Raw genomic sequence first — 22,066 nt, 5'->3', positions numbered from 1 at the left:
AGGAGACAAAATGAAGCAAGGAGATTTTCGGGTGAAGCGCATGCGTATGGCCTGCCTGTGCGCCGCGCTGGTGCTGGGGGGCGTGGGCGTGGCGCACGCACAAAGCAGCGTGACGCTTTACGGCGTGATTTCGGAATCGCTGGAATATGTGAGCAACTCCAGGGGCAGCCATCTTTTTGCGCTTTCCAACGCCGGCATGATGCCGCCGCGCTTTGGTTTTCGCGGCACGGAGGACCTTGGCGGCGGCACCAAGGCTATCTTCGACCTGGAAGCCGGCTTCAACATCACGAATGGCGCGCTGCTCAATGGCGGCATGTTCGGCCGGCAGGCGTGGGTTGGCCTGAGCAACGACCGGGCCGGTACGGTAACGATGGGTCGTCAGTATGAGGAAATGACGAACACCATGTGGTTCGCCACCGCGTCGAACGTATTCGCGGGTTATGGCGCGCACATCGGCGACAACGACAACATGTTCTTCACGAACCGCTTCAACAACGCGGTTCGCTACGCGTCGCCGACTTATGCGGGCTTTTCGTTCGCGGGCAGCTATGCGTTCTCGAACTCGACGGAGTTCTCGAACAACAACGGCTTCAGCGGTGCGATGACCTATACGCGCGGCCCGCTCAAAATCGGCGCGGCGTTCACGCAGTTCAACCGGCGCAGCAACGCGATCCCCTCGAACACCACGAGCGGCGCGGTGGACAGCACAGGCTGGGGCTTCAGCTCGCCGTTCGTCACGAGCCCTTCGGGCGCGGGCACGGACCAGCAGCGTATCATGGGCGTGGGCGGAAGCTACGACTTCGGGTCGTTCCACGTGCTCGGCAACTATACGAATGTGTTGTTCAACTATTCCGATTCGACCGGTTTGCGTCTGCAGAACTTCGAGGCATCGGCGTACAAGTTCGTCACGCCTTTCGTGGAAGTGGGCCTCTCGTATGTCTACACGCTCGGCAATTACTCGTTCGGGCGCTCGACGCACTACAACCAGGTCGATCTCGCAACCCACTACATCCTGTCCAAGCGCACCGAGCTGTACCTGATTGGCATCTATCAACAGGCAAGCGGTCCGGGCACATATGCGCAGATCTATACGGCTTCGCCTTCGTCCGGACGGAATCAGACGCTGGTCGAAACCGGTATCATGCACAAGTTCTGAGTGCGCCGGGAGACCGGCAAGGAGCAGGTGGTGCAAGTCCACTGCGATGAAGGCGTAGCGAGCCACATCGGCCCCGAGCCGTGCGCGGGCCGCCGTGAGGCGGTCGGCGAAGCGTCGGTAGGGAGCGTGCGGGCGAGCCTATAAGGACCTCCCCGATTTAGCAAGCTTGGTTTAGCGGGTGATCGAACAAGCGCCTTTGTGGCAAGTGGGACGTATCTGGCAGCAATGGCGGCGAGACAGACTGCATGCCTTCTAAAAATCGGTTACGTCAGTAGCCCTGGTATGCACCGGGCACGTTCAATTCAAACCGCCAATACTCCGTGTTTCGGGACCTTGCATAATTGCGCGGATGCGATTTCGTGCCGTCTCAAGCGGGTTTCAGCTGAGCGCCTTCGGGTGTCAGGCCGTCCTTCAGATGGCGCCACAGCACAATCGCCAGGCGCCGCGCGACCGCGACAATGGCAATGCGTCGGGCACGTCGGTTGGGGCGTGTCATGGGCCTTCGCGCTTTGAAACGAGCATAGCGCGTAGTGATATTTCCCCTGTGGGGTCCCATCGGATGCCCCGGGATTTACCCTGGAAACCCGGCCACCAAAGAATCCGACACCCCGTGTACACGCGGGTCCGGGCGCAGGTATGCGCTGCATGCATCGCCGCGGCCCACAATGCATTGGCCGAACCGTCACGCTTCTTTTAGTGTCTCCCCATCCTCTCGATCAGTTACCCAGCGCTGTGCACTGATTTGCCATGGCAGGTGGTCTCCGGGCATCCCCCGGACCTGCGTGGGAAATCGTTTGTGGCTCCGGGCCTCATCGAGCCTCCGGCAGGTTTCTATAACAAGGTGTCCGTCATCAAGGACATCGTGGAGACGACGAAACGTGAACCACCTAAACGTGTCTGATTACATCGCAAAAAGCGATTTCCGGCGCTTTCATTTTATTCTGCTGATTATTGGATTCTTCTGCGTCATCTTTGACGGCTACGATACCGCTGTGTTTGGCGCAATCCTTCCGCCGATGATGAAGGAATGGCATCTGTCTGCCGTCGAGGCGGGCGCGTTGGGCAGCTATAGCCTCTTCGGCATGCTGTTTGGCTCCATCACGTTCGGTGTTCTCGCGGACCGCTTCGGCCGCAAGCGGATGGTGGCCGCCACCGTGGTCCTGTTCAGCCTGTTCACGGCGCTCGGCGGCGTTGCGTCGGGGCCAAAACTTTTCGGCTTGTTCCGCTTCATGGCGGGGCTGGGACTGGGCGGGATCCTGCCGAATGCGATCGCCTTGCTCACCGACTATTCGCCCAAAAAGACACGCACCACCATTACGGCGATCGTGATGTGTGGATATTGCCTCGGCGGCATGCTCTCGCCGCTTATCGGGATATTGGCAATCGGGCATTACGGCTGGCGCTTCGTTCTCTGGATGGGGGCTGTGCCGCTGATCCTTTTGCCGCTGGCCTACCGGTACATGCCGGAATCGAGCTTCATTCTGTTGCGAGAGGGCCGCAGGGAAGCATTGCTGGCCGTGCTGGCGCGCATCAATCCGTCGGCGACGATCGACCCCGACGTGCAGTTCGTCGAGGCGCACGAGGTGAGCGAGCGGATTCCCCTGGCCGGTCTGTTTAGCGAAGGCCGCGCGCTGAGCACGGTGATGTTTACTGCGGCCATCTTCTTTCACCTGATTCTCGGTTATGGCCTGATCAACTGGCTGCCAAAGCTGATGCTGGAAGCCGGATTCACCATGAATTCGAGCCTCATGTTCCTGGTCGTGCTGCAATGCGGTGCGATTGTCGGGACCGTGGCCATGGGCTACGCGGGCGATCACTTTTCGCTCAGGCGAATTCTTGCCGGCCTGTATCTGCTGGGTACGGTCACCATGATCTTGTTTGCATTGAACCGGAATCCGACATGGGCCTATGTGCTGATTGCATTGGCCGGTGTGCCGGTGGTCGGCGCCCAGAATCTGGTGCAGGTCTACATGTCCCAGTTCTATCCTGCATTTGTCCGCTCAACCGCGCTCGGGTTTTCTTCGAGTGTGGCGCGCATTGGCGGCATGCTCGGTCCGATACTGGCAGGTTGGCTGGTATCCATGTCGTTCTCGATCCATAGCATGTTCTTTGCGTTTGCGATTCCAGGCGTGCTTTCCGCACTGGCGATCTCGGTAGTTCGGCAAAGTTGCGCCAGTGACCGGTCTCGTGGGGCGCAGGGGAGACTGGGCGTGCCGATGATCGGTGAAATGGAGAAGTAGGCTCCGCAAAGCCGCTGCGTTCAACGCAGCGTATTCCCGGCCTCGCCCGAGTGCAGAAACGTCAACGAGTCAAACAATAATTAATCAGGATATCTAATGTTAACCAATGGAAATTTCAGAATGATGCACCGAGCGTCAATGCTGCTCGCAAGCCTTGCATTCTCGTCCGGACCCGTTTTGGCCCAATCGAACGTCACCATCTACGGAAATCTGGACACCGGCATCCATGTTTCCAACAAATCATGGGACGCGGAAACCAACACGAATCAGGGCAAGAAAATCGCTTTCGTCAGCAGTGGACTGGAGCCGTCCTATATAGGATTTACCGGCTCGGAAGATCTCGGAGGGGGATGGAAGGCCAAGTTCCAGCTTGAAAGTGGTATCAGCCTGGCCAACGGCGGGTTCGACAATAGCGATGGCGGAATTTTTGGCCGGGAAGCCTGGGTGGGTATCGGCTCAGACCAGTACGGCGAAATTCACGCCGGTCTACAGGTCGCGCCGTTCGTCTGGGCGACTTTCTATGCCGATCCGCGCAACATGTACCAGTTCGGCAGCGCCATCACCGTGTATGGCGACAACACGTTCACCGGCATCGCGGCCCTGAACGCGATTACCTATGTCAGCCCGAAGATCTACGGATTCTCTGCGCGCGTCATGTATGTCCTGGGTGGCGTTGCGGGCAATTACGATGCCGGCCGACAGTATTCGGCCTACCTGCGCTACGACTACGGCGGGCTAAGCGTGATCGGAGCCATTGAGGACGCGTCCGGGAACAGCGACACCGAACTCTCGAACACGCTGTTCCTGATGCCGGTTGAAGGCCGGCTTCTCGCCGCGATGTACAAGTACAACACGGTGACTTTCAAGGCTGGATTTACGAATTACAAGGCACCCGAAACCTTCGACTTCGGCCTGGTCGGCGGTGGTGACAACAACATCTGGAGCGCCGGCTTCGACTGGATGGCCACACCGGCGGTCGACGTCAATGCGGGCGTGTACTACTCATACGATCCCCATGACTCAAAGAACCACGGTGTCATGGGTGCCATGGGGGTGGAATATCTGCTGTCCAAGCGTACGCGTCTCTACGCCGAAGCAGGGATCGCGAACAACCATGGGCGCTCAGTGCTGGGGCTCGAATCCGAAGGCGGACTGCAGGCGGGCAATGGCACGACCGTCGGTGCCGTTTTTGGCGTGATCCAGCGGTTTTAATGCATCGGGTTCCCCCCATGGATTCCCATGCAGACCAGTTATGCGCGCCATGCATGGTCTCACCCGAAATAGCATTTCACAGGGCATTGGCCGGTCGCTACCATGAATCCATAGCTTACCGGTTGCGGTAGGGCGTTCAAAGAGAATATGGAGTGGAGACATGTTCGATACCGTAAGTGAAGCCGATTTCAAGTCCGCCATGAAGAATCTGGCCGCCGGCGTCACGCTGATTACCAGCGTCTCAAATGCGCAGCGCGGCGGCATGACTGCCACGGCCGTTTGTTCGCTTTCCGCAGCGCCGGCGCAGCTGGTTGTTTGCGTGAATCGTCAGAACTCGACCCATCAGATGATCGTGGAAAGCCGCAAGTTCTGTGTGAATGTGCTGGCTGCCGATCAGAGCGAAGTTGCCCAGCGGTTCTCGAATCATCTTGCCCGCGCGGAGCGTTTTGAGTCTGGCCCGTGGTCGATGCTCAAGACCGGCGCACCGGTGCTGATGGATGCGCTGGTCGCTTTCGACTGCGAGCTGGGTGAGGCGATCGAATCGGGTACGCATTCGATTTTCGTTGGCCGCGTGGTGGACGTTCATGCACGGGAGCAAAGCGCTCCGCTGCTCTACTACCGCAGTGGCTATGCCGGCATTTCGGCGCATGCCGGATGACGGCTCCGCATCAATCAATCACGAACCGCTATTCACCGGGGTCAAAGATGGCTACTCAACAGGTTGTTGAAAACAATGGGCAGACGTTCCTTCCTTCGTACCGGATGGTTGACGATAGCTGGATGAGCGGCCCGGAGCGCGCGTTGTTCAATGAGGCACTCGATTTCGTCGGGGCGCTGAAGGAACGTGAGGCGGACTGTGTGCGTCAGCGCAACGTGCCGACGGGGACGGTGGATCGCTTCCGCGAAACGGGCCTCTCGCGTATTCTCCAGCCCAAACGCTACGGAGGGCTGCAGAGTTCGCCGCTGCTGCTCTCGCGCGTGGTGGAAGAGCTGGCGATGGGGTGCCCGTCGAGCGCCTGGGTTCTCTCGGTTTTCGGTGAGCACGCGTGGGTCGTGGGCTGTTTCCCGGAGCAGGCGCAGGACGACGTCTGGGGCGCGAATCCACTTGCGGTGGTCGCCTCGAGTCTGGCGCCTCGCGCGACGGCTCAGCGCGTGAAGGGCGGATATCAGATTACCGGCACCTATCCGTTTGCGAGCGGTTGCCGGCATGCCGAGTGGCTGATTGTGGGCGCCTGGGTCGAGCATGACGGCGGACGCTCGCTGCAGTACATGCTCGTACCCATGTCGGAGGTCACGATCCTCGATGACTGGCAGACGCTTGGCCTGCGTGGCACCGGCAGCAATACGGTTTCGCTCGACAACGTGTTCGTGCCGGAGCATCGCATGGTCAGCGACGCGGGGCTGAAAAAAGGGGAGACGCCCGGGAGTCTCGTCCACCCCGACTACCCGCTGCTGAAGGCGCCCCGGGCGGCCTTCGCGATCTTCACGCAGTTGCCCGTGACGCTCGCGCTTGCGCGCCTGGTGCTCGAGCACACAGGTCTGACGATGCGCGGGCGAGTATCGCGCGGCATGACGACGCTTTCCGACTCGCAGATCATCCAGTGCAAGCTTGGCGAAGCCGCTGCCGACATCGACGCCGCGATTTTTGTGGCGCATCGCCGTCACAGACACGTCGCCGATCTGATCGCGTCCGGACAGAGCGTGTCGGTACAGGAGGCACAGGCTGCGCACCGTGATTCGGTATGGGCGAACCGGGTGGCGCGTCGCGGTATCGAGACACTGGTTTCGACGACAAGCGCCGAGATTGTGCACGACCGTAACTCCTTGCAATCGTGGTACCGCGATTCACTGACCACGGGTTCGCATTTCGGCGCGAACTGGGAGGCCGCGATGGCGCCCTACGGTCGAATGCTGCTCGGGATGGAAGGCTGATCAGGTATTGAAGCCAATTTTCTGGATTTGCACGAAATTCTATAAGGAATGCTGATAATGATTGAACAGACGGAAGACATCAATGTTCAGGACGTGGTCTATCTGAAGCACGACGACGTGGAGCTGCTGGCGCGCGTCTACACGCCCGAGGGTGAAGGCCCGTTTCCGGCCGTGATCGAGTTGCATGGCGGGGCATGGAGCAAGTTCGACCGCACGCGCGGCAAGGCGGTTCACGAGGCGCTGGCCCGCTCGGGTCTGGTGGTGGTGTCGCTCGATTTCCGCCAGGGTCCCGACGGTGCCTATCCGAAATCACCGTCCGACATCAACTACGGGATTCGCTGGCTGAAGGCGAATGCCGCGCGCTTGAAGGTCGATGCCGAGCGCATTGGTCTCTCTGGCAATTCAAGTGGCGGCCATCTGGGCATGCTCGTGGCGATGCGCCCGCATGACGCGCAGTACGCATCGATTGCGCTGCCGCCGGGATCGCCAAAGGTCGATGCCACTGTCCGGTGCATTTCGATGCTGTGGCCCGTCATCAACCCGTATGGCCGTTATCGCTTCGCCAGGCGTCTGCTGGCCGAAGGCAATGCGCCGGACTGGGCGGCCGAGGTCGTGGGTCTGCACGACGCCTACTGGAAGACCGAGGCGAACATGAAGGAAGGCAGCCCGACGCTGGTGCTGGAGCGCGGCGAGCCGGTCTATCTGCCGCCCGCGCTTTGGGTGCTCGCCACCGACGACGAAGTGCACAACTACCACGATATCGAATCCGAAGTGCCGGGCACGGAAGCGGATCGCTTCATCCAGCGCTACAAGGAAGCGGGCGGTGCGATCGAACTGGCTGTCTACGAGGCGCCGGCGCTGTTCACGACGATGCACCCGACACTTCCCGCTTCGGTGGCGGCGATGCAACGCGTGGTCGACTTCGCGCATCAGCATCTGTCGAAGTAAGGCCGGTGCGGCGGCGGACTGCCTGTGGCGGCGTCCGTCGGGCATCAGTGTAAGACAAGAGACGGAGACAACAGGCATGCATCAAGAGGAACGTTACGACGTAGGCGGGGTGACCTTTGCGCGGCCTTTCAAGGCGGTGCGACTCGGTCACCTCGGAGTCTGGACGGCAGACACGGAGGAGAGCGAGGGACGTCTCGTCGATCTGTTCGGGCTCCATCAGACCGAGCGGATGACCGGCAAGGAAGGCGAACTGCTCGGCTGTTTCACGACCTGCAATACCGATCATCACGCGCTGGTTGCGATCAACCCGGCAACCGCCGATCCGGAGCGCCGGGCGTACTACGAAGCGGGCGCCACCCTGAACCAGATTTCGTTCCAGGTGAACAGCCTGCGAGAAGTGAACGACGCTTATCGATTCTTCAACGCCCGGGGCATCAAGGTTCAGCGCATCGGCCGGGATCTGCCCGGCAGCAACTGGGCGGTCTACGCCTACGATCCGGACGGCCATCGCGTCGAACTGTTCTATGGCATGGAGCAGGTGGGCTGGCAGGGCCGCAGCAAGCCCGCAGCGATGTACAACCCTCTGCCGTATCAGGAATTCGAGCTGCCGATGAAACCCGAGGTGCTCGAAGTTGAGGAGGCCCGCGCGAAGAACATCGATCTGCTCTCGGGCTACGGACGCGACTCGGCTCTGCCGTACCGTTTCGATGTCGGTGGGATCTTGCAGCAGCGGCCGTTCAAGGTCAGCGCCATGGGTCCGGTGCGCCTGTTCTGTTCAGACCTCGTTGCTTCGGAGCACTTCTATGCAGAAACCATCGGCCTGACCAGGTCGGCGGAAATCCAGTGGGAAGGTCATCGCTGCGTGTTCCTGCGCGCCGGGGCAGAGCATCACAGTATTGCACTTTATCCGGTGGCGCTGCGCGACAGGCTGAAGATGAGCAGCCAGACGGTTCTGATGAGCCTCGGGATGCGCGTGCAGACTTATCGGCAGTTGAAGGACGCGCGTACGTTTCTGAGCGAAGCGGGTCTGACTGAAGTCCAGCTGCCGGCGGAGCTGCATCCGGGAATTGCGTACGCGGTGCATTTCATGCTCGACGACATGCACTGCATCGAGTTGTATTTCGAAATGGAACAGTTCGGCACCGGGCCGGTGGTGCGAGCCGAGGGTGACGCCTGGCCCGATCGGCTTTCGGGCAGCGCGTCCTGCTACGCGGAGCAGGCACGACTCGGCCCCATGGCCTGAACCGTGCAGCGGGATGCGCGAGCCGCCTGGTCCGAACATCCGCCCATGAGACGTCGTATTAGCAGACGGGGCGAACGTAATTCGATAAGGATGACGAATAAATCATGAGACTGGCAAGTTTTGAAATCGACGGCGTCGAGCGTTTCGGCGCGGTGGTGGAAAGCGGGATTGTCGATCTGAAGCGTTTGTGCGAGGGGCGTTATGCCGATCTCCGTTCGGTCCTTGCAGATGATGCGGTCGCGGAACTGGCTGCATTGATGGAGGGGCGCCAGGCCGATTATCCGCTTGATCGTGTGACGTTGCACCCGGTGATTCCGAACCCCGGCAAGATCTGGTGCTGTGGCCTGAACTACTACGAGCACGTCGAGGAATGCGGTGCGAAGCCGGCCAGTGTGCCGCTGTTCTTCCTGCGTACGGCAAGCTCGCAGGTGGCTCACGGTGCACCCGTGAGGCGGCCGCGCGAGTCGGAGCAGTTCGATTTCGAGGGTGAAATGGCCATCGTGATCGGCAAGCCGTGCCGGCGCATTGCGGTGGCGGACGCACATCGGCATGTAGCGGGTTATGCCTGCTACAACGACGTCAGTGTGCGTGACTGGCAGTTGCGGACGTCACAGTGGGATGTTGGCAAGAACTTCTGGTGCACGGGCAGTTTTGGTCCGTGGCTGGTGACGGCCGATGAGATCCCGTTCGGGGCGGATCTGGGTGTTGTGACGCGACTGAATGGCGTCGAGGTGCAGCGCTCATCCACGCGCATGATGATTCATGACATTGCAGCGCAGATCGCACACCTTTCCACGATTGCGCCGCTCGAAGCGGGTGACGTCATTGTGACCGGCACCCCCGGGGGCATTGGCGCCATGCGCAAGCCGCCGCTCTGGATGAAGGACGGCGACACGGTGGAAGTTGAAATCGAACGCGTGGGCGTACTGCGCAACACGGTCGCGGTCGATTGAGCGGGGCGCTGCCGCGTGACAGTCCGCCCTGGTGGAGGGGAAGCCGGATGAGCGAAGAAACGACCGATCGCGCGGTCATTTACGCGGGCGAAGGGCGTATTGCCACGATCAAACTTGATGTGCCACAGCGCGGTAACGCCCTGTCGATTCCGCTGATGCGCGAGTTTCGGGCTGCGCTGCAGGCAGCGCAGCGCGACCCCGATGTGGCTGTGATCCTGCTGCGCGCCAGTGGCAGGCATTTCTGCACGGGCGCCGATCTCGGCTGGGCCGCAGCGCGGGAGCAAGGCAACGAGGAGTCGTGGCGCGAGGGTAACGAGGCACTGGTGGCGCTGCTGCATGAACTGTACGGGTTGGCGAAGCCGGTGGTGGCCCGGGTCAACGGAACGGTACTTGGGGGAGCGGTAGCAGTGCTGTGCCTGTGCGACGACGTGGTTGCACTGGACGAAGCGAGGTGGGGCCTGCCCGAACTGAAGCTCGGCCTCGTTCCCTCGGCGATCGTGCCGGTGCTGCGACAGATGGCGGTGCCTCACGTCATTCGCCGCCTGGTTTTCGACCAGGCGCCGTGGACCAGCGTAGAGGCACAAGGCTTCGGGATCGTGACGCAGGTGGCCACGGCTCAGACGCTCGATTCGCATTTGCGGGCACGTCTCGATGCCTGGCTAGCCTTGCCGTCGGCAGCCGTCGCGGCAACCAAACGCTGGATGCGCGAACTCGACGCCGAAGCGTTCCGCAGGGCGCTCGAAACTGGGCGAGAGCACGTGGCATCCCTCTGAATTCCGAAAATGAGAACCGACATGCAAGCAAATCTCGTCATGGACCGGCTCGGCACGTTCGCTGCGACGCGCAGCGAGCGCGGCCGTGAAATCCTTGCGGAGCTGAAGACAGCCGCTGGCCGGACGTATACAGGCCTGCTGCGTGAACGCGCACAGCTACGCCTTGAGCAGCCCGCCGTCGTGTGCCGGGGGCGCACGCTGACATATGGGCAACTGCTGGATGCCGTCGATACCGCGCGCCACGTTCTGCGCGAGCGGGGTGTGCGCGAGCAGGATGTGGTGACGTTGCTGATGAATAACAGTGACCATTATCTGGTCTGGTATCTGGCCGTACTCGGGCTCGGCGCGGTGGCCGTACCGCTGAACAACCGCCTTGTAGCGGCTGAGCTGGCATTCATTCTCGGCCACTCGCAAAGCGTCCTGACGATTTCCGAGCCGGCGTTCGCCATGGTGCTCGAGCAGGTTCGCGCGGCGCATGGCCTCGCGGTGCCGGAGCTCGTTGTCGATGTCGAAGCTTGTGTCACGGTGGCAGCATCGCCGCAGACCCAGCCGGAACCGCGCATCGAGGCCAGTGCGCCAGCGGCGATCTATTACACGTCGGGAACAACCGGCAAGCCCAAGGGCGTGGTGCATACCCATGCCTCCCTGTTCGCGGACGCGCTGCAATCTCCGGGCGCCTGGGAATATGACCACGACGATGCGCGACTGCTGGCCGTGACGCCGCTTTTCCATATCGCCGCGCATACCTGCTTTTTCCCCGTGCTGTTCACGGGCGGCACGCTGTATATCGATCAATACAGTACGGAGCGCACCATCGATCTGGTTCGCCGCGAACGCATCACGGCCATGTTCGCGGTCCCGTCGATCCTGATGCTGATGGTCGACAAGGCGCGCGCGCTCGGTATTGTCCTCGACAGCGTGAAGACTCTCGATTTCGGCGCCGCGCCAATGTCGATCGCGCGCCTCGGCGAGGTTCAGTCTCTGTTCCTGAACGCCGCGCTTGTGCATGGCATGGGGCAGACCGAATCGGGCGGCACGCTGGTGACGCTGCCGGGCGAACTCGCTGTGGCCCGTGCCGGATCGGTCGGCCTTCCGATGGCGGCCGTCGAAGTGGCGATCTTCGATCACGAAGACCGGGAAGTGCCGCGTGGCCAGGTGGGCGAGCTCGTGGCGCGCGGCCCGAATGTGATGCGCGGTTATCTGCGTGACGAAGCAGCCACGAGCGCCACGTTGCGCAATGGCTGGCTACATACGGGTGACCTGGGCTTCCAGAGCGAGGAGGGGCTGATCACGCTGGTCGACCGCAAGAAGGACCTGATCATCCGTGGGGGCGAAAACATCTATTCGAGCGAGGTGGAGCAGGTGTTGCTCAAGCATCCGCTCGTCAAGGCAGCGGCAGTGGTTGGGCAGCCCGACGCGCTATTTGGCGAGCAGGTGTGCGCGTTCCTATCGACAGATCCCGGGCTGGCGCCGCCGAGTGTCGAGGCGCTGCGCTCACACTGCCGCGACAGTCTTGCGGATTACAAGGTCCCTGTAGCTTTCCGCTTCGTCGAGGAAATGCCGCTGACCTCGACAGGAAAGATCATGAAGGCTGAATTGCGTGCGATGCTGACTGCAACGGAGCAGAAAAATGCTTGAACAAGTAACCCAACCCGATTTCGACGCCATTGTGATTGGCGCCGGTATTACCGGCATGTACCAGACCTGGCTTCTGGACAAAATGGGCCTGAAAGTGCATGGCTACGAGGCAGGTTCCGATGTGGGGGGCACGTGGTACTGGAACCGGTATCCGGGCTGCCGTCTCGACACGGAAAGCTATGCCTACGGCTACTTCGCGCTCAACGGCATCATTCCGGAGTGGGAGTGGAGCGAGCGCTTTGCCGGTCAGCCCGAGTTGCTGCGTTATGCGCAATACGCGGCCGACAAGATGGATGTGCGCCGCCACTTCGAATTTGAGGTCCGTGTGAACGCCGCGCACTTCGATGAGGCGCAGCGCTGCTGGCGTCTGACGCTCGAAGATGGCCGCCGCGCGAGCTGCCGGTTTCTGCTTTCCGCGGTCGGACCGCTTTCGGCCACGCGCATCCCGCCGATTCCCGGCATTGAGACCTTCGAAGGGCAGTCGTTCCATTCGTCGCGCTGGCCTCGTGACGACGATGCCGGTCGCCATACCGACTTCACGGGCAAGCGGGTCGGCGTGATCGGCACGGGCGCCACGGGCGTGCAGATCATTCCCGTGGTTGCGAAGACGGCGCAGCAGTTGTACGTGTTTCAGCGCACCCCGAACTGGTGCGCGCCGCTTGGCAACCACCCGCTCGACCCCGCACTGATCGAGCAACTGCGCGGCAAGCCTGACGATTTCCTGAATTTCATCAAGACAACCGAAACGGCGTTTCCGTATCAGCGTCATTCGAAGAAGGCGCACGAGGCGACCCATGAAGAGCGCCAGGCGTTGTTCGAGTCGCTCTATGACATGCCCGGCTATGGCATCTGGCTTTCAGGCTATCGGGATCTGCTGACCAACAAGGCGTCGAACCAGTATCTGGCAGACTTTATCGCGGACAAGATCCGCTCGCGCGTCAACGATCCGATCCTCGCCGAGAAGCTGATCCCGAAAAATCACGCGTTCGGCACACGCCGCGTGCCGATGGAGACGCGCTATTACGAGGTGTATAACCAGGACAATGTCGAGCTTGTCGACATCAGCGAGTCCCCTGTCGAGCGCATTACGCCCCGGGGCGTGATGGTCGGAGGCCGGGAAATCGAGCTGGACGTGCTGATCTTTGCCACCGGTTTTGACGGCGTGACTGGCGCGCTCGACCGCATTGATATCCGGGGAAAGGGGGGCAAACGTCTGAAGGAAGTGTGGGCCGACGGTCCGCAGACTTATCTCGGACTTCAGATCACCGGCTTCCCGAACCTCTTCACACTCGTGGGGGCCCATAATGGCGCATCGTTCTGCAACATTGGCGTGTGTGGTGCGCTTCAGGTTGAATGGGTGGCGCGGATGATCGACCATATGCATCGCAGCGGCCTCGAATATGCCGAAGCCGAACCGGAATATCAGGTGGCATGGACCGAGCAGGTGTACCAGGTCTATGCGAAAACGCTGCTTGCGGACAGCGACGCATGGTGGGCAAAGGTCACGCAGAATCCGGACGGCACGGTGACAAAGCGCGCCCTGATCTACGTTGGCAGCGCGCCAGACTACCGGGCGCAGTGCGACAAGGCTGCAGAAAACGGCTACGAGGGGTTCATGCTTCGCTAGGGGGGGATAATTCCCGAATGGCGAACCGCCTGTGCTCGCGACCACGATCATGGAGTGAGAGGTGAATGTTCCAACGGCCCGCCGGCATAGTGCTGGATGGCCGGACGTTATTCGGGTATGAGGATTCAGCATGCGTTCGAAACTTTCGCGTTACATGACCAATCTGGAGCATTTCGCCACGGTGGTGGAGTACGGGAACATCAGTGCAGCGTCGTCCGTGTTGGGCATTACGCAACCGGCCCTGACGCGCAGCATCATGCGTCTGGAGGAGGTGCTGGGAACCCAGCTGCTGCATCGTTCGGCGCGGGGTGTCAGTCCCACCGAGTGCGGCATGGCCATCATGGACCCTATTCACGCGGCCGAATCCGAACTGAACAAGGCGCTGGCCGTGGTGCAAGCGATTCGGGGTGACAATGAGAGCCGGATTATTTGCGGGGCCGGATCAGTGTCGATGAACCATATTCTTCCGAGTGCCGTGAGCCAGACCAAACGCAGGCTGGGAAAGGTCCAGATCAATCTGGTCGAAGGGCGTACGCATGAACTGCTCCACAAGCTCAGGAACTGCGAACTCGACCTGGTGCTCGGCATCGAGCAGACGGACGGCCTGTTCGCCGATTTGATCAGCGAACGCCTGCTCGACGAGGAATTTTATTTCTGTGTGCGCGCCGGCCATCCGCTCGCGAGCCAGTCTGAACTAAACTTCAGCGACCTGGTAAGCCGTGAACAGCTGGTGATGCCGGTGTTGAGTTCGAGTCCAGTCGAACGCGCACTCAATCTCGAACTGAGCCGGCATGGATGCGAGCTTGGCGACCATCGCGTCGAAACCCTGTCACATGCCGTCATGCGGCATCTGGTCTATCAGGATGACTATGTCGCGTTCTGTTCGTCAATCTGGTTCCACGACGATATCCACTCGGGGTCGCTCAAGGTGCTCAGGGGCAACTGGGATCTCCCGCAGTTCGGCACGATGCTGTTCCGTCGCAGCGGTGAAGTGACGACGCCCTGGCTCGCTTATTTCATGAATGAAATCCGGAGTGTGGCAGCTCGACTCCGCAGCGCCGCCACGCATTCTGTCAACAAGGTACAGAGCGTAGCGCCCTGACACTTGCCTGATGCTTACGCCCATGAATAAACCCGAGACAATTATTTTGGATAACTATGTATGTGTCCGCGATGTGGTTTTACATGAACCCGTGCACGATGAGGGGGGAGCCTATCCGAAGATGCCACAGATGCAGGCTGGTTTGTCGAGCATCTGGTCATGTCCACGGCTCAAACGTGGCGAGGACGCGTTCCAGGGCGGTGCATCTTCATGGTGAGCCGCTGCCGCTTGAGTGGCCGTCATTGAATCCGCTTCTTCATCCGTTGCCCACGCGCGATTTTCGACCGTGGTGATGGACTGGCTCCAGCAACCCTTTTCATGACGGAGCGGCAGCCAAAGCGCCTTTCACCGCACCGTCTGCCGGGCCTTGCGCTTCTTCAGCCACGCGACCACCTCATCGACCAAAGGGTGGTGGCGTTGTGTGTTCCACAGCAGCGCGGCGGTCACCACCTCGATTTTTTCCTTGAGCGGCCGCACGACCACATTCTCGGGCGCCAGCTTGCGCATTGACGAAGGTACCAGCGCTACACCCTGACCACACCCGACATAGGCGATCTGCGACGTGACTGAACGCACTTCGTGCGTCACGCGCGGCGTCAAGCCATGTGCGCGGCAAACCGACGTCAACAGGTCGAAATACACGGGACTGACCTGCCGGGACGACATCACCAGTTGCTCGTCGGCCAGCGACAGAAGCCGCACTCTCGGGAGTGCGGATAAAGGATGGTCTTTGGGGAGCGCAACGGCCAGCCTGTCCTGGGCGAGGGGCATGGTGGCGATTCCGCTTCCAACCTCTCCATCGACACGAACGAAGGCCAGATCGAGTTCCCCGGCTTCCAGTGCAGGAATGGCGTCCACGCTGTCGATTTCGCTGACGAATACCGTCAGATGCGGATGAGCCTGCTTGAGTGCGTCCAACACCGGAGGTACCGTTTCCAGCATCGCGGAGGTGATCGCGCCGACGTGCAGCACACCAGATTGACCTGCAGCCACCTCACGGACGACCCGTTCGAGTCGCTCGACCTGGCCGGCGAACTGCCGCACGGCGGGCAGGATTGCAGCGCCGGCAGGGCTGAGTTGCGTACCCCGGCGGGAGCGATTGAATAACTGCAGTTTCAGCGACTGCTCCAGCACCTTGATCTGCTCGGTCAACGGCGGCTGCGACATGTTCAGGCGCTGGGCGGCCCGGCCAAAGTGCTGCTCTTCGGCCACGGCGAGAAACATCCATAGCTGACGTATCAGCCTGAAGTCGATCGTATTGCTCATCTTGGGTTTGCCTCCTTGCGCACTGGCGCTGCCGCATGCAGGCGCACAGCCAGTGGCCACCATTATTGTGCTTCCGGCCACAATCTTGCGCAGTCCGCTGATCTGGAAAGCGTATCAGACAGATACGAAATACAAAATTTACATACCAGACGCGAGAGGCGACGATGGCTGCACCTGTCAACGGACCTCACCGCCATGAACCCGATTTCGCTGCTCGACCGCCTCGCGTCGCTCGATACCAACACGATTTCCGACGCACTCGACTTTCTCGGCCTGCCTGGTGCGACCTATGGCCTGCGCCCGCTCTGGGACTGCCCCAAGATCGTCGGGCGCGCCAGCACGATCCAGCTTGGCCCGAAGGCCGACGCCAAACCGACCGTGCATCTTATTTCCCCGGTGATCGACGCGGTTACGGCGGATGACCGCGTGCTGGTCATCGCAGGCGGGGCCGACGGCATCTCCTGCTGGGGCGACATCCTGGCCAATGCCGCGACGGCGAAACAGATTCGCGGCTCCGTCATCGACGGCCTGAGCCGCGATATCGAAGGCAGCGAGTCGATCGGTTATCCCGTCTACGGCCGTGGCGTCACGATGATCAGCGCGCGCAACCGGGTGATCCAGATCGATTCGGGCAAGCCTGTCCAGATGGCTGGTGTCACGGTGCATGAAGACGACTTTGTGATCGCCGATCGCTGCGGCACGGTCTTTGTACCCGCCGATCGCATCGAGGAAGTGCTCGACCTGGGCGAGCGCATCGCACGGCGTCAGGACGGCATGGTGGCCGCCGTGCGCGCCGGCCGGTCGGTTGCCGAAGTCATGCACGACAAGGAATTCGAGGCCATCGCGGTCCGCTAATCAGACAATTTTCTCTCGGAGCTTTACGTATGACGAATCCCCTGAAGGCGAGCGCGGAAGACCAGGAGCTGGCAGCGCTGTTCGCGGGTCTCGATACCCCCGGCGTGTCGGACGCCATGGACAAGCTGGGCCTGCATGGCCAGGCGCTCGGCATCATGCCGCTCGCGGATTACACGAAGGTCGTCGTGGGTCCAGCGTTCACGGTGAAGTACGTGCCGGCGAGCGTGCCGCCTGGCACGGTCGGCGACTTCATCGACGACGTTGCGCCAGGTGATGTGGTCGTGATCGATAACGACGGCCGTACCGACTGCACCGTCTGGGGCGACATCATGACCCAATACGCAGGACTGCGAGGTATTGCAGGGACGGTGATCGATGGGGTCTGCCGCGACGTGAACAAGGCGCTTGGCGACAACTACCCGCTGTTCACCGCGGGGCGCTTCATGCGCACCGGCAAGGATCGCGTGCAGGTCGAATCGGTCAACACCACGGTGGGGATCGGTACCGTGCGCGTGGCTGCGCGCGACATCGTGGTCGCCGACGCCAACGGCGTCGTCATCGTGCCGCGTGGCCGCGCACGCGAGGTCGCCGAAACCGCCCGCAAGATCGAAGAAACCGAATCAAGCATCCGTGAACAGCTTGCACAGGGCAAGACGCTGGGCGAAGCACGTGCTGCGCTCGGTTATCACACACTGCAAAGGAAGGCATGATGTCTGCGATCAAAACCTGGGATGCCGCGGTTCTGGAGCAGGCCCGCAAACTCGGTACCTCAACGCTGTACGAAGCGTCGGGAATTTCCACCAGCTCGGTTGATCCGACCGTCCGCACGGTATGGCCGGGCGCGTCGGTCGCGGGTCCGGCCTATCCGCTCGAGTGCTCGCCCGGTGACAATCTGTCCATCCATATCGCGATGGAGCGGGTGCCGCGTGGCAGCGTACTCGTCATCTCGACCGGCGGCTTTGTTGCGGGCTACTGGGGCGAGGTGCTGACGGTCGCCGCCGAGGCGGCTGGCGTGGCGGGTCTCGTTATCGATGGTGGTGTTCGCGATATCGCCGCGCTTACGGCGCGACGGTTCCCGGTGTTCACCCGGGGCATTTCCATGCGCGGCACGATCAAGGCCAGTGCTCCGTCCGTGGGGCAGCCTGTCAGCTTCACAGGCACTCCGGTGTCGGCCGGAGATCTGGTCGTGGCGGACGACGACGGTGTCCTGATCATTCCGGCGACTCGCGTCGAGTACACGCTGACCCAGGGTCAGGCGCGCGCCGACAAGGAGGCCCGGATGATGGAAGCACTGACGAAAGGGCAATCCACCCTGGAGCTGATGGGTCTGACGAACTGGAGGGAAGCGTGATGACGGCGGCAGCCTATGGGTTGAATCGTTTTCTGGCCGCAGCCAGGCCCTCGGCCACCTATCGCGTGATGGATCGCGTGGCGGCACGGCGCGCGAGCGGCGCACAGGTCATTTCGCTGAGCGCCGGCGAGCCGGATTTCGACACACCCGAGCACGTGTGCGAGGCGGGCATTGCGGCCATTCGCGCGGGCCATACCCGCTATACGCAGGTGGCGGGACTGCGCGCACTGCGGGAGGCGATCGCTACCAAGTTCCAGCACGAGAACGGCCTCGACGTGGACTGGCGTAACACGCTGGTGTGCAGCGGTGGCAAGCAGGTGATCTTCAACGCGCTGGCCGCAACGCTCAACGAGGGCGACGAGGTGATCGTGCCTGCGCCGTACTGGGTCAGTTACCCCGAGATCGTGCAGCTGTGCGGTGGCAAGTCGGTGATCGTCCCGTGCGGCAGCGACAGTGGCTTCAAGCTCACGCCGCACGCGTTGCAGGCCGCGCTCACACCGAATACGCGCTGGCTGATCCTGAACTCGCCATCGAACCCGACAGGCGCTGTTTATAGCCGGGCAGAGCTGCTGGCGCTGGCCGAAGTATTGCTCGCGCATCCGCAGGTGCTGGTCCTGTCCGACGACATCTACGAGCATCTGATCTTCGATGGCATCGAGTTTTTCACGATCGCCCAGGTCGAGCCGAGACTACGCGATCGCGTCCTGACGATGAATGGCGTGTCGAAGGCCTATGCGATGACGGGCTGGCGTATTGGCTTCGGCACGGGTCCTGGCTGGTTGATCGAAGCGATGGCGAAGCTGCAGGGGCAACAGACCTCGGGGGCCTCGACGATTTCCCAGTACGCCGCGCTCGCCGCTTTGACGGGGCCGCAGGATTTTATCCTGCACTCACGCGTGGCGTTCCAGCGTCGGCGCGATTCCGTGGTCGAACAGCTCAATCAGGCGCCGGGGCTGCACTGCGAGGTCCCGCAAGGCGCGTTCTACGCTTTTGCGTCGTGCGAAGGCCTGATTGGCAAGATGACGCCGGCGGGTACGCACCTGGACAGTGACGAGGCCGTCGTGAATGCGCTGCTCGACGAGGCCGGTGTAGCAACCGTACACGGAAGCGCGTTCGGACTCGGGCCGTATATTCGTATCGCCTATGCACTGGACGACACGTCACTCTCGCGTGCATGCACAGTCGTCCAGGACTTCTGCCGGACGCTGACGGATTGAGCCACGTTGCAACAATCTCCGGTCCCGATTGCCGGGAAGCATTGAGGCCGGGGCAAAACGATCCTCATCTGGAGAGTGAATTCCATGAGCCTTGAATTTACCAGGCCGCGGTTCTCGTTCACCGTCGACGGTACGGCGGTGGACGTTTCAGCCATTCATCGCGATGGCGACAAGGCACCGATCGTTTTCCTGCACGGTTTCGGTTCAACGAAAGAGGATTACGCGGACATTGTGCGATATGCGCAATTCGACGGGCACCCGTTCGTCGCCTACGACGCACCAGGCTGCGGCGAAACCGTTTGTGCCGACCTGTCGAAGATCAGCATTCCGTTCCTCGTGGAAACAGCGCTGGCCGTGCTCAAGCGCGTCGCGTTTGATCGCTTCCATCTCGTTGGGCACTCGATGGGCGGTCTGACTGCATTGATGCTCGCACATCGCCATCCGGAGCGGGTGCTCAGCTTCACCGACATCGAGGGAAACATTGCGCCCGAGGACTGTTTCCTAAGCAGACAGATCGTCGAGCACCCACGCGAAGACGCCGACCGCTTCTTCGACGACTTCATCGAGCGAACCCGTCATGCACCGGCTTATGCAAGCGCGTTGTATGCGGCGAGTTTGCGTCACAAGGTGCGGGCTGAGGCCGTGAGCGGCATCTTCCGGTCGATGGTCGATCTGTCCGACAACGCGGACCTGATGGAGAAATTCCTCGGTCTTCCGTTTCCGAGAATGTTCATGTACGGCGAACAAAATGCCTCGCTGTCCTATCTGGGGCCTATCCGGGAGCAGGGGGTCGAACTGGCTGAAATCCCGCATTGCGGACACTTCCCGATGTATTCGAACCCGGTGCTGATGTGGAATGCCATCGCGGCGTTTCATGCGCGTGCAGGCTGACTTGCCTTTCAGTTGATGCGGACCGGTGATGCGGTCGTCGATATGACGTCCGCGTCGCATGCGGCCGTCCACGGAAGCTTGATTGGCAAGCGTATCAACCAGCACGAGACTGCATCAGCTGCAAGGATCAAGACTGATGGCGGAGACTATTTTGAATATCGATAAACAGAAAAGAGCACCCGTTGCGCAGGGCGACGACGCGGTTAGCCGCAAGGAGTGGCTGGAATCTCACGAATCTGGATATCACCAGACCCTGGGCAAGCGCCAGATCCAGATGATCGCCATTGGCGGAGCAATCGGCACGGGCCTCTTCCTCGGAGCAGGTGCACGTCTGCAGGCCGCGGGGCCGTCTCTCGCAATCGTCTATCTTGTATGCGGCGTGTTTTCCTTTTTTATCCTGAGAGCGCTCGGCGAACTGGTGATGCATCGGCCGAGCAGTGGCAGCTTTGTCTCGTATGCCCGTGAATTCCTCGGCGAGAAAGCGTCGTTTGTGGCCGGCTGGATGTACTTCCTCAACTGGGCGATGACTGGCATCGTCGATATCACCGCGGTTGCCCTGTACATGCACTATTGGGGCGCATTCGGCGCAGTGCCGCAATGGGTATTCGCGCTGATCGCGCTCCTCATCGTTGCCGCAATGAACCTGATCGGCGTGAAGTGGTTCGCCGAGATGGAGTTCTGGTTTGCGCTGATCAAGGTCGCGGCGATCGTGGTGTTCCTGCTGGTTGGCACTGCGATTCTCGGCAGCGGCGGCAGCGTCGCGGGACACGACACTGGCATGCACCTGATTAGTGACAACGGCGGCTTGTTTCCGCATGGAATGATGCCTGCGCTGGTGCTGGTCCAGGGCGTCGTGTTCGCATTCGCGGGCGTCGAACTGGTTGGCACTGCCGCCGGGGAAACGAAGGACGCGCGCAAGGTGCTGCCACGCGCCATCAACAGCGTGATCTGGCGGACCGCGCTGTTCTATGTCGCGTCGGTCGTGCTGCTGGTGTGTTTGTTGCCATGGAGTGCATACAAGGCCGGGCAAAGCCCGTTCGTGACGTTCTTCGCCGCGCTCGGCGTACCGGGCATCGGGGCCACGATGAATGTGGTTGTGTTGTCAGCCGCACTGTCGAGCCTCAATTCCGGGCTGTATTCCACCGGCCGCGTGTTGCGATCCCTGGCGATGGGAGGCTCTGCGCCTGCGTTTCTCGCCCGGATGAGCGCACAGTCTGTGCCGTATGGGGGCATTCTCGTAACTGTCGCGATCTATGTGGTGGGTGTGGTGCTGAATTATCTGGTGCCGTCGAGTGTATTCGAGATCGTGCTTAACGTCGCGTCGCTCGGTGTGATCAGCACGTGGGGTTTCATCATCGTATGCCAGATGAAGTTCCGTGCGGCAGTCGCGCGTGGGGAGGTCGACGACGTGTCGTTCCGGATGCCCGGCGCGCCATTCACGTCGTGGCTGACGCTGTTGTTCCTGCTGGGTGTGCTCGTGCTGACGGCATTCGACTATCCGAACGGTACGTGGACCGTTGCAGCGATTCCGTTTGTTGTGCTTCTTCTCGTCGTCGGCTGGACGTGGATGAGCGGACGCGCGCGGCGGGCAATGATCACGCCAACGATTCCTTCGGTCGCGCTCACGCAGGATCTGCTGGAAAACGAAGGAAATTGATAGTG

The 22,066-nt window shown here is 61.2% G+C and carries 19 protein-coding genes and 1 pseudogene; 18 read left to right on the top strand and 2 right to left on the bottom strand.

Features of this window, described 5'->3' with window-relative positions; translation table 11 throughout:
- The first annotated feature begins 10 nt into the window (after positions 1–10).
- Positions 11–1,156 carry a porin gene (locus tag BO1_RS07885; RefSeq protein WP_084687814.1) on the top strand — a complete coding sequence of 382 codons (1,146 nt, stop codon included), beginning with the start codon at positions 11–13 and terminating at the stop codon, positions 1,154–1,156.
- A 367-nt stretch (positions 1,157–1,523) separates the two neighbouring features.
- Here the strand turns inward: BO1_RS07885 and BO1_RS60980 are convergent.
- A pseudogene (locus BO1_RS60980) lies at positions 1,524–1,652 on the bottom strand (IS110 family transposase); the annotation flags it as partial.
- A gap of 382 nt (positions 1,653–2,034) precedes the next feature.
- Between BO1_RS60980 and BO1_RS50055 the strand changes: the two are divergent.
- From BO1_RS50055 to BO1_RS07830, 11 genes are all read left to right on the top strand, one after another.
- Entirely contained in the window at positions 2,035–3,396 is a 1,362-nt protein-coding gene (locus BO1_RS50055) for an MFS transporter (RefSeq protein ID WP_043284073.1), read from the top strand.
- Between the two features lie 138 nt (positions 3,397–3,534).
- Positions 3,535–4,608, top strand: coding sequence for a porin (locus BO1_RS07875; RefSeq protein WP_052409389.1), 1,074 nt, complete (start codon positions 3,535–3,537; stop codon positions 4,606–4,608).
- Between the two features lie 199 nt (positions 4,609–4,807).
- Positions 4,808–5,266, top strand: coding sequence for a flavin reductase family protein (locus BO1_RS07870; protein WP_218002792.1), 459 nt, complete (start codon positions 4,808–4,810; stop codon positions 5,264–5,266).
- Positions 5,267–5,313: 47 nt separating this feature from the next.
- A complete protein-coding gene (locus BO1_RS50050; protein ID WP_167338320.1) occupies positions 5,314–6,540 on the top strand; it encodes an acyl-CoA dehydrogenase family protein in 1,227 nt (408 codons plus the stop codon).
- Positions 6,541–6,597: 57 nt separating this feature from the next.
- Positions 6,598–7,488, top strand: a complete 891-nt coding sequence (locus tag BO1_RS56245; protein WP_052409387.1) for an alpha/beta hydrolase — start codon at positions 6,598–6,600, stop codon at positions 7,486–7,488.
- Positions 7,489–7,564: 76 nt separating this feature from the next.
- Complete coding sequence (locus tag BO1_RS50040) at positions 7,565–8,731, top strand: VOC family protein (protein ID WP_052409386.1); 1,167 nt, start codon at positions 7,565–7,567, stop codon at positions 8,729–8,731.
- Positions 8,732–8,835: 104 nt separating this feature from the next.
- Positions 8,836–9,684: a fumarylacetoacetate hydrolase family protein gene (locus tag BO1_RS07850; protein WP_028217102.1), complete on the top strand. Its 849-nt coding sequence runs from the start codon at positions 8,836–8,838 to the stop codon at positions 9,682–9,684.
- 47 nt (positions 9,685–9,731) lie between these two features.
- Positions 9,732–10,457 (top strand): enoyl-CoA hydratase/isomerase family protein, encoded by a 726-nt coding sequence (locus tag BO1_RS07845; protein ID WP_028217101.1) that lies wholly within the window; start codon positions 9,732–9,734, stop codon positions 10,455–10,457.
- 21 nt (positions 10,458–10,478) lie between these two features.
- The gene (locus BO1_RS07840) at positions 10,479–12,095 is read left to right on the top strand and encodes a class I adenylate-forming enzyme family protein (protein WP_028217100.1); all 1,617 of its coding nucleotides are present in this window, start codon (positions 10,479–10,481) and stop codon (positions 12,093–12,095) included.
- Positions 12,088–13,722, top strand: a complete 1,635-nt coding sequence (locus tag BO1_RS07835; protein ID WP_028217099.1) for a flavin-containing monooxygenase — start codon at positions 12,088–12,090, stop codon at positions 13,720–13,722. Before BO1_RS07840 ends, BO1_RS07835 begins: the two co-directional genes overlap by 8 nt.
- Positions 13,723–13,852: 130 nt before the next feature.
- The gene (locus BO1_RS07830) at positions 13,853–14,824 is read left to right on the top strand and encodes a LysR family transcriptional regulator (RefSeq protein WP_028217098.1); all 972 of its coding nucleotides are present in this window, start codon (positions 13,853–13,855) and stop codon (positions 14,822–14,824) included.
- 345 nt (positions 14,825–15,169) lie between these two features.
- On the opposite strand, the gene BO1_RS07825 is transcribed toward BO1_RS07830, so the two are convergent.
- Positions 15,170–16,090, bottom strand: coding sequence for a LysR substrate-binding domain-containing protein (locus tag BO1_RS07825; RefSeq protein WP_028217097.1), 921 nt, complete (start codon positions 16,088–16,090; stop codon positions 15,170–15,172).
- 195 nt (positions 16,091–16,285) lie between these two features.
- On the opposite strand from BO1_RS07825, the gene BO1_RS07820 reads away from it, so the two are divergent.
- The 6 genes from BO1_RS07820 to ansP all read left to right on the top strand — a co-directional run bounded on the left by BO1_RS07820 (position 16,286) and on the right by ansP (position 22,061).
- Positions 16,286–16,945, top strand: a complete 660-nt coding sequence (locus tag BO1_RS07820; protein WP_028217096.1) for an RraA family protein — start codon at positions 16,286–16,288, stop codon at positions 16,943–16,945.
- A gap of 29 nt (positions 16,946–16,974) precedes the next feature.
- Entirely contained in the window at positions 16,975–17,655 is a 681-nt protein-coding gene (locus tag BO1_RS07815) for an RraA family protein (RefSeq protein WP_028217095.1), read from the top strand.
- Complete coding sequence (locus BO1_RS07810; RefSeq protein WP_028217094.1) at positions 17,655–18,296, top strand: RraA family protein; 642 nt, start codon at positions 17,655–17,657, stop codon at positions 18,294–18,296. Before BO1_RS07815 ends, BO1_RS07810 begins: the two co-directional genes overlap by 1 nt.
- Positions 18,296–19,513 carry a pyridoxal phosphate-dependent aminotransferase gene (locus BO1_RS07805; RefSeq protein ID WP_028217093.1) on the top strand — a complete coding sequence of 406 codons (1,218 nt, stop codon included), beginning with the start codon at positions 18,296–18,298 and terminating at the stop codon, positions 19,511–19,513. The genes BO1_RS07810 and BO1_RS07805 overlap by 1 nt, the downstream gene beginning before the upstream one ends.
- An 84-nt stretch (positions 19,514–19,597) precedes the next feature.
- Positions 19,598–20,404 (top strand): alpha/beta fold hydrolase, encoded by an 807-nt coding sequence (locus BO1_RS07800; RefSeq protein ID WP_028217092.1) that lies wholly within the window; start codon positions 19,598–19,600, stop codon positions 20,402–20,404.
- Positions 20,405–20,555: 151 nt separating this feature from the next.
- The gene (ansP, locus tag BO1_RS50035; RefSeq protein ID WP_281179160.1) at positions 20,556–22,061 is read left to right on the top strand and encodes an L-asparagine permease; all 1,506 of its coding nucleotides are present in this window, start codon (positions 20,556–20,558) and stop codon (positions 22,059–22,061) included.
- Positions 22,062–22,066: the final 5 nt, after the last annotated feature.

It is taken from the genome of Paraburkholderia oxyphila NBRC 105797 (assembly GCF_000685075.1).
Classification (GTDB): Bacteria; Pseudomonadota; Gammaproteobacteria; order Burkholderiales; family Burkholderiaceae; genus Paraburkholderia; species Paraburkholderia oxyphila.
The sequence above is the reverse complement of the archived record's forward strand: the minus strand, read 5'-3'. Positions and strand labels throughout refer to the sequence as shown.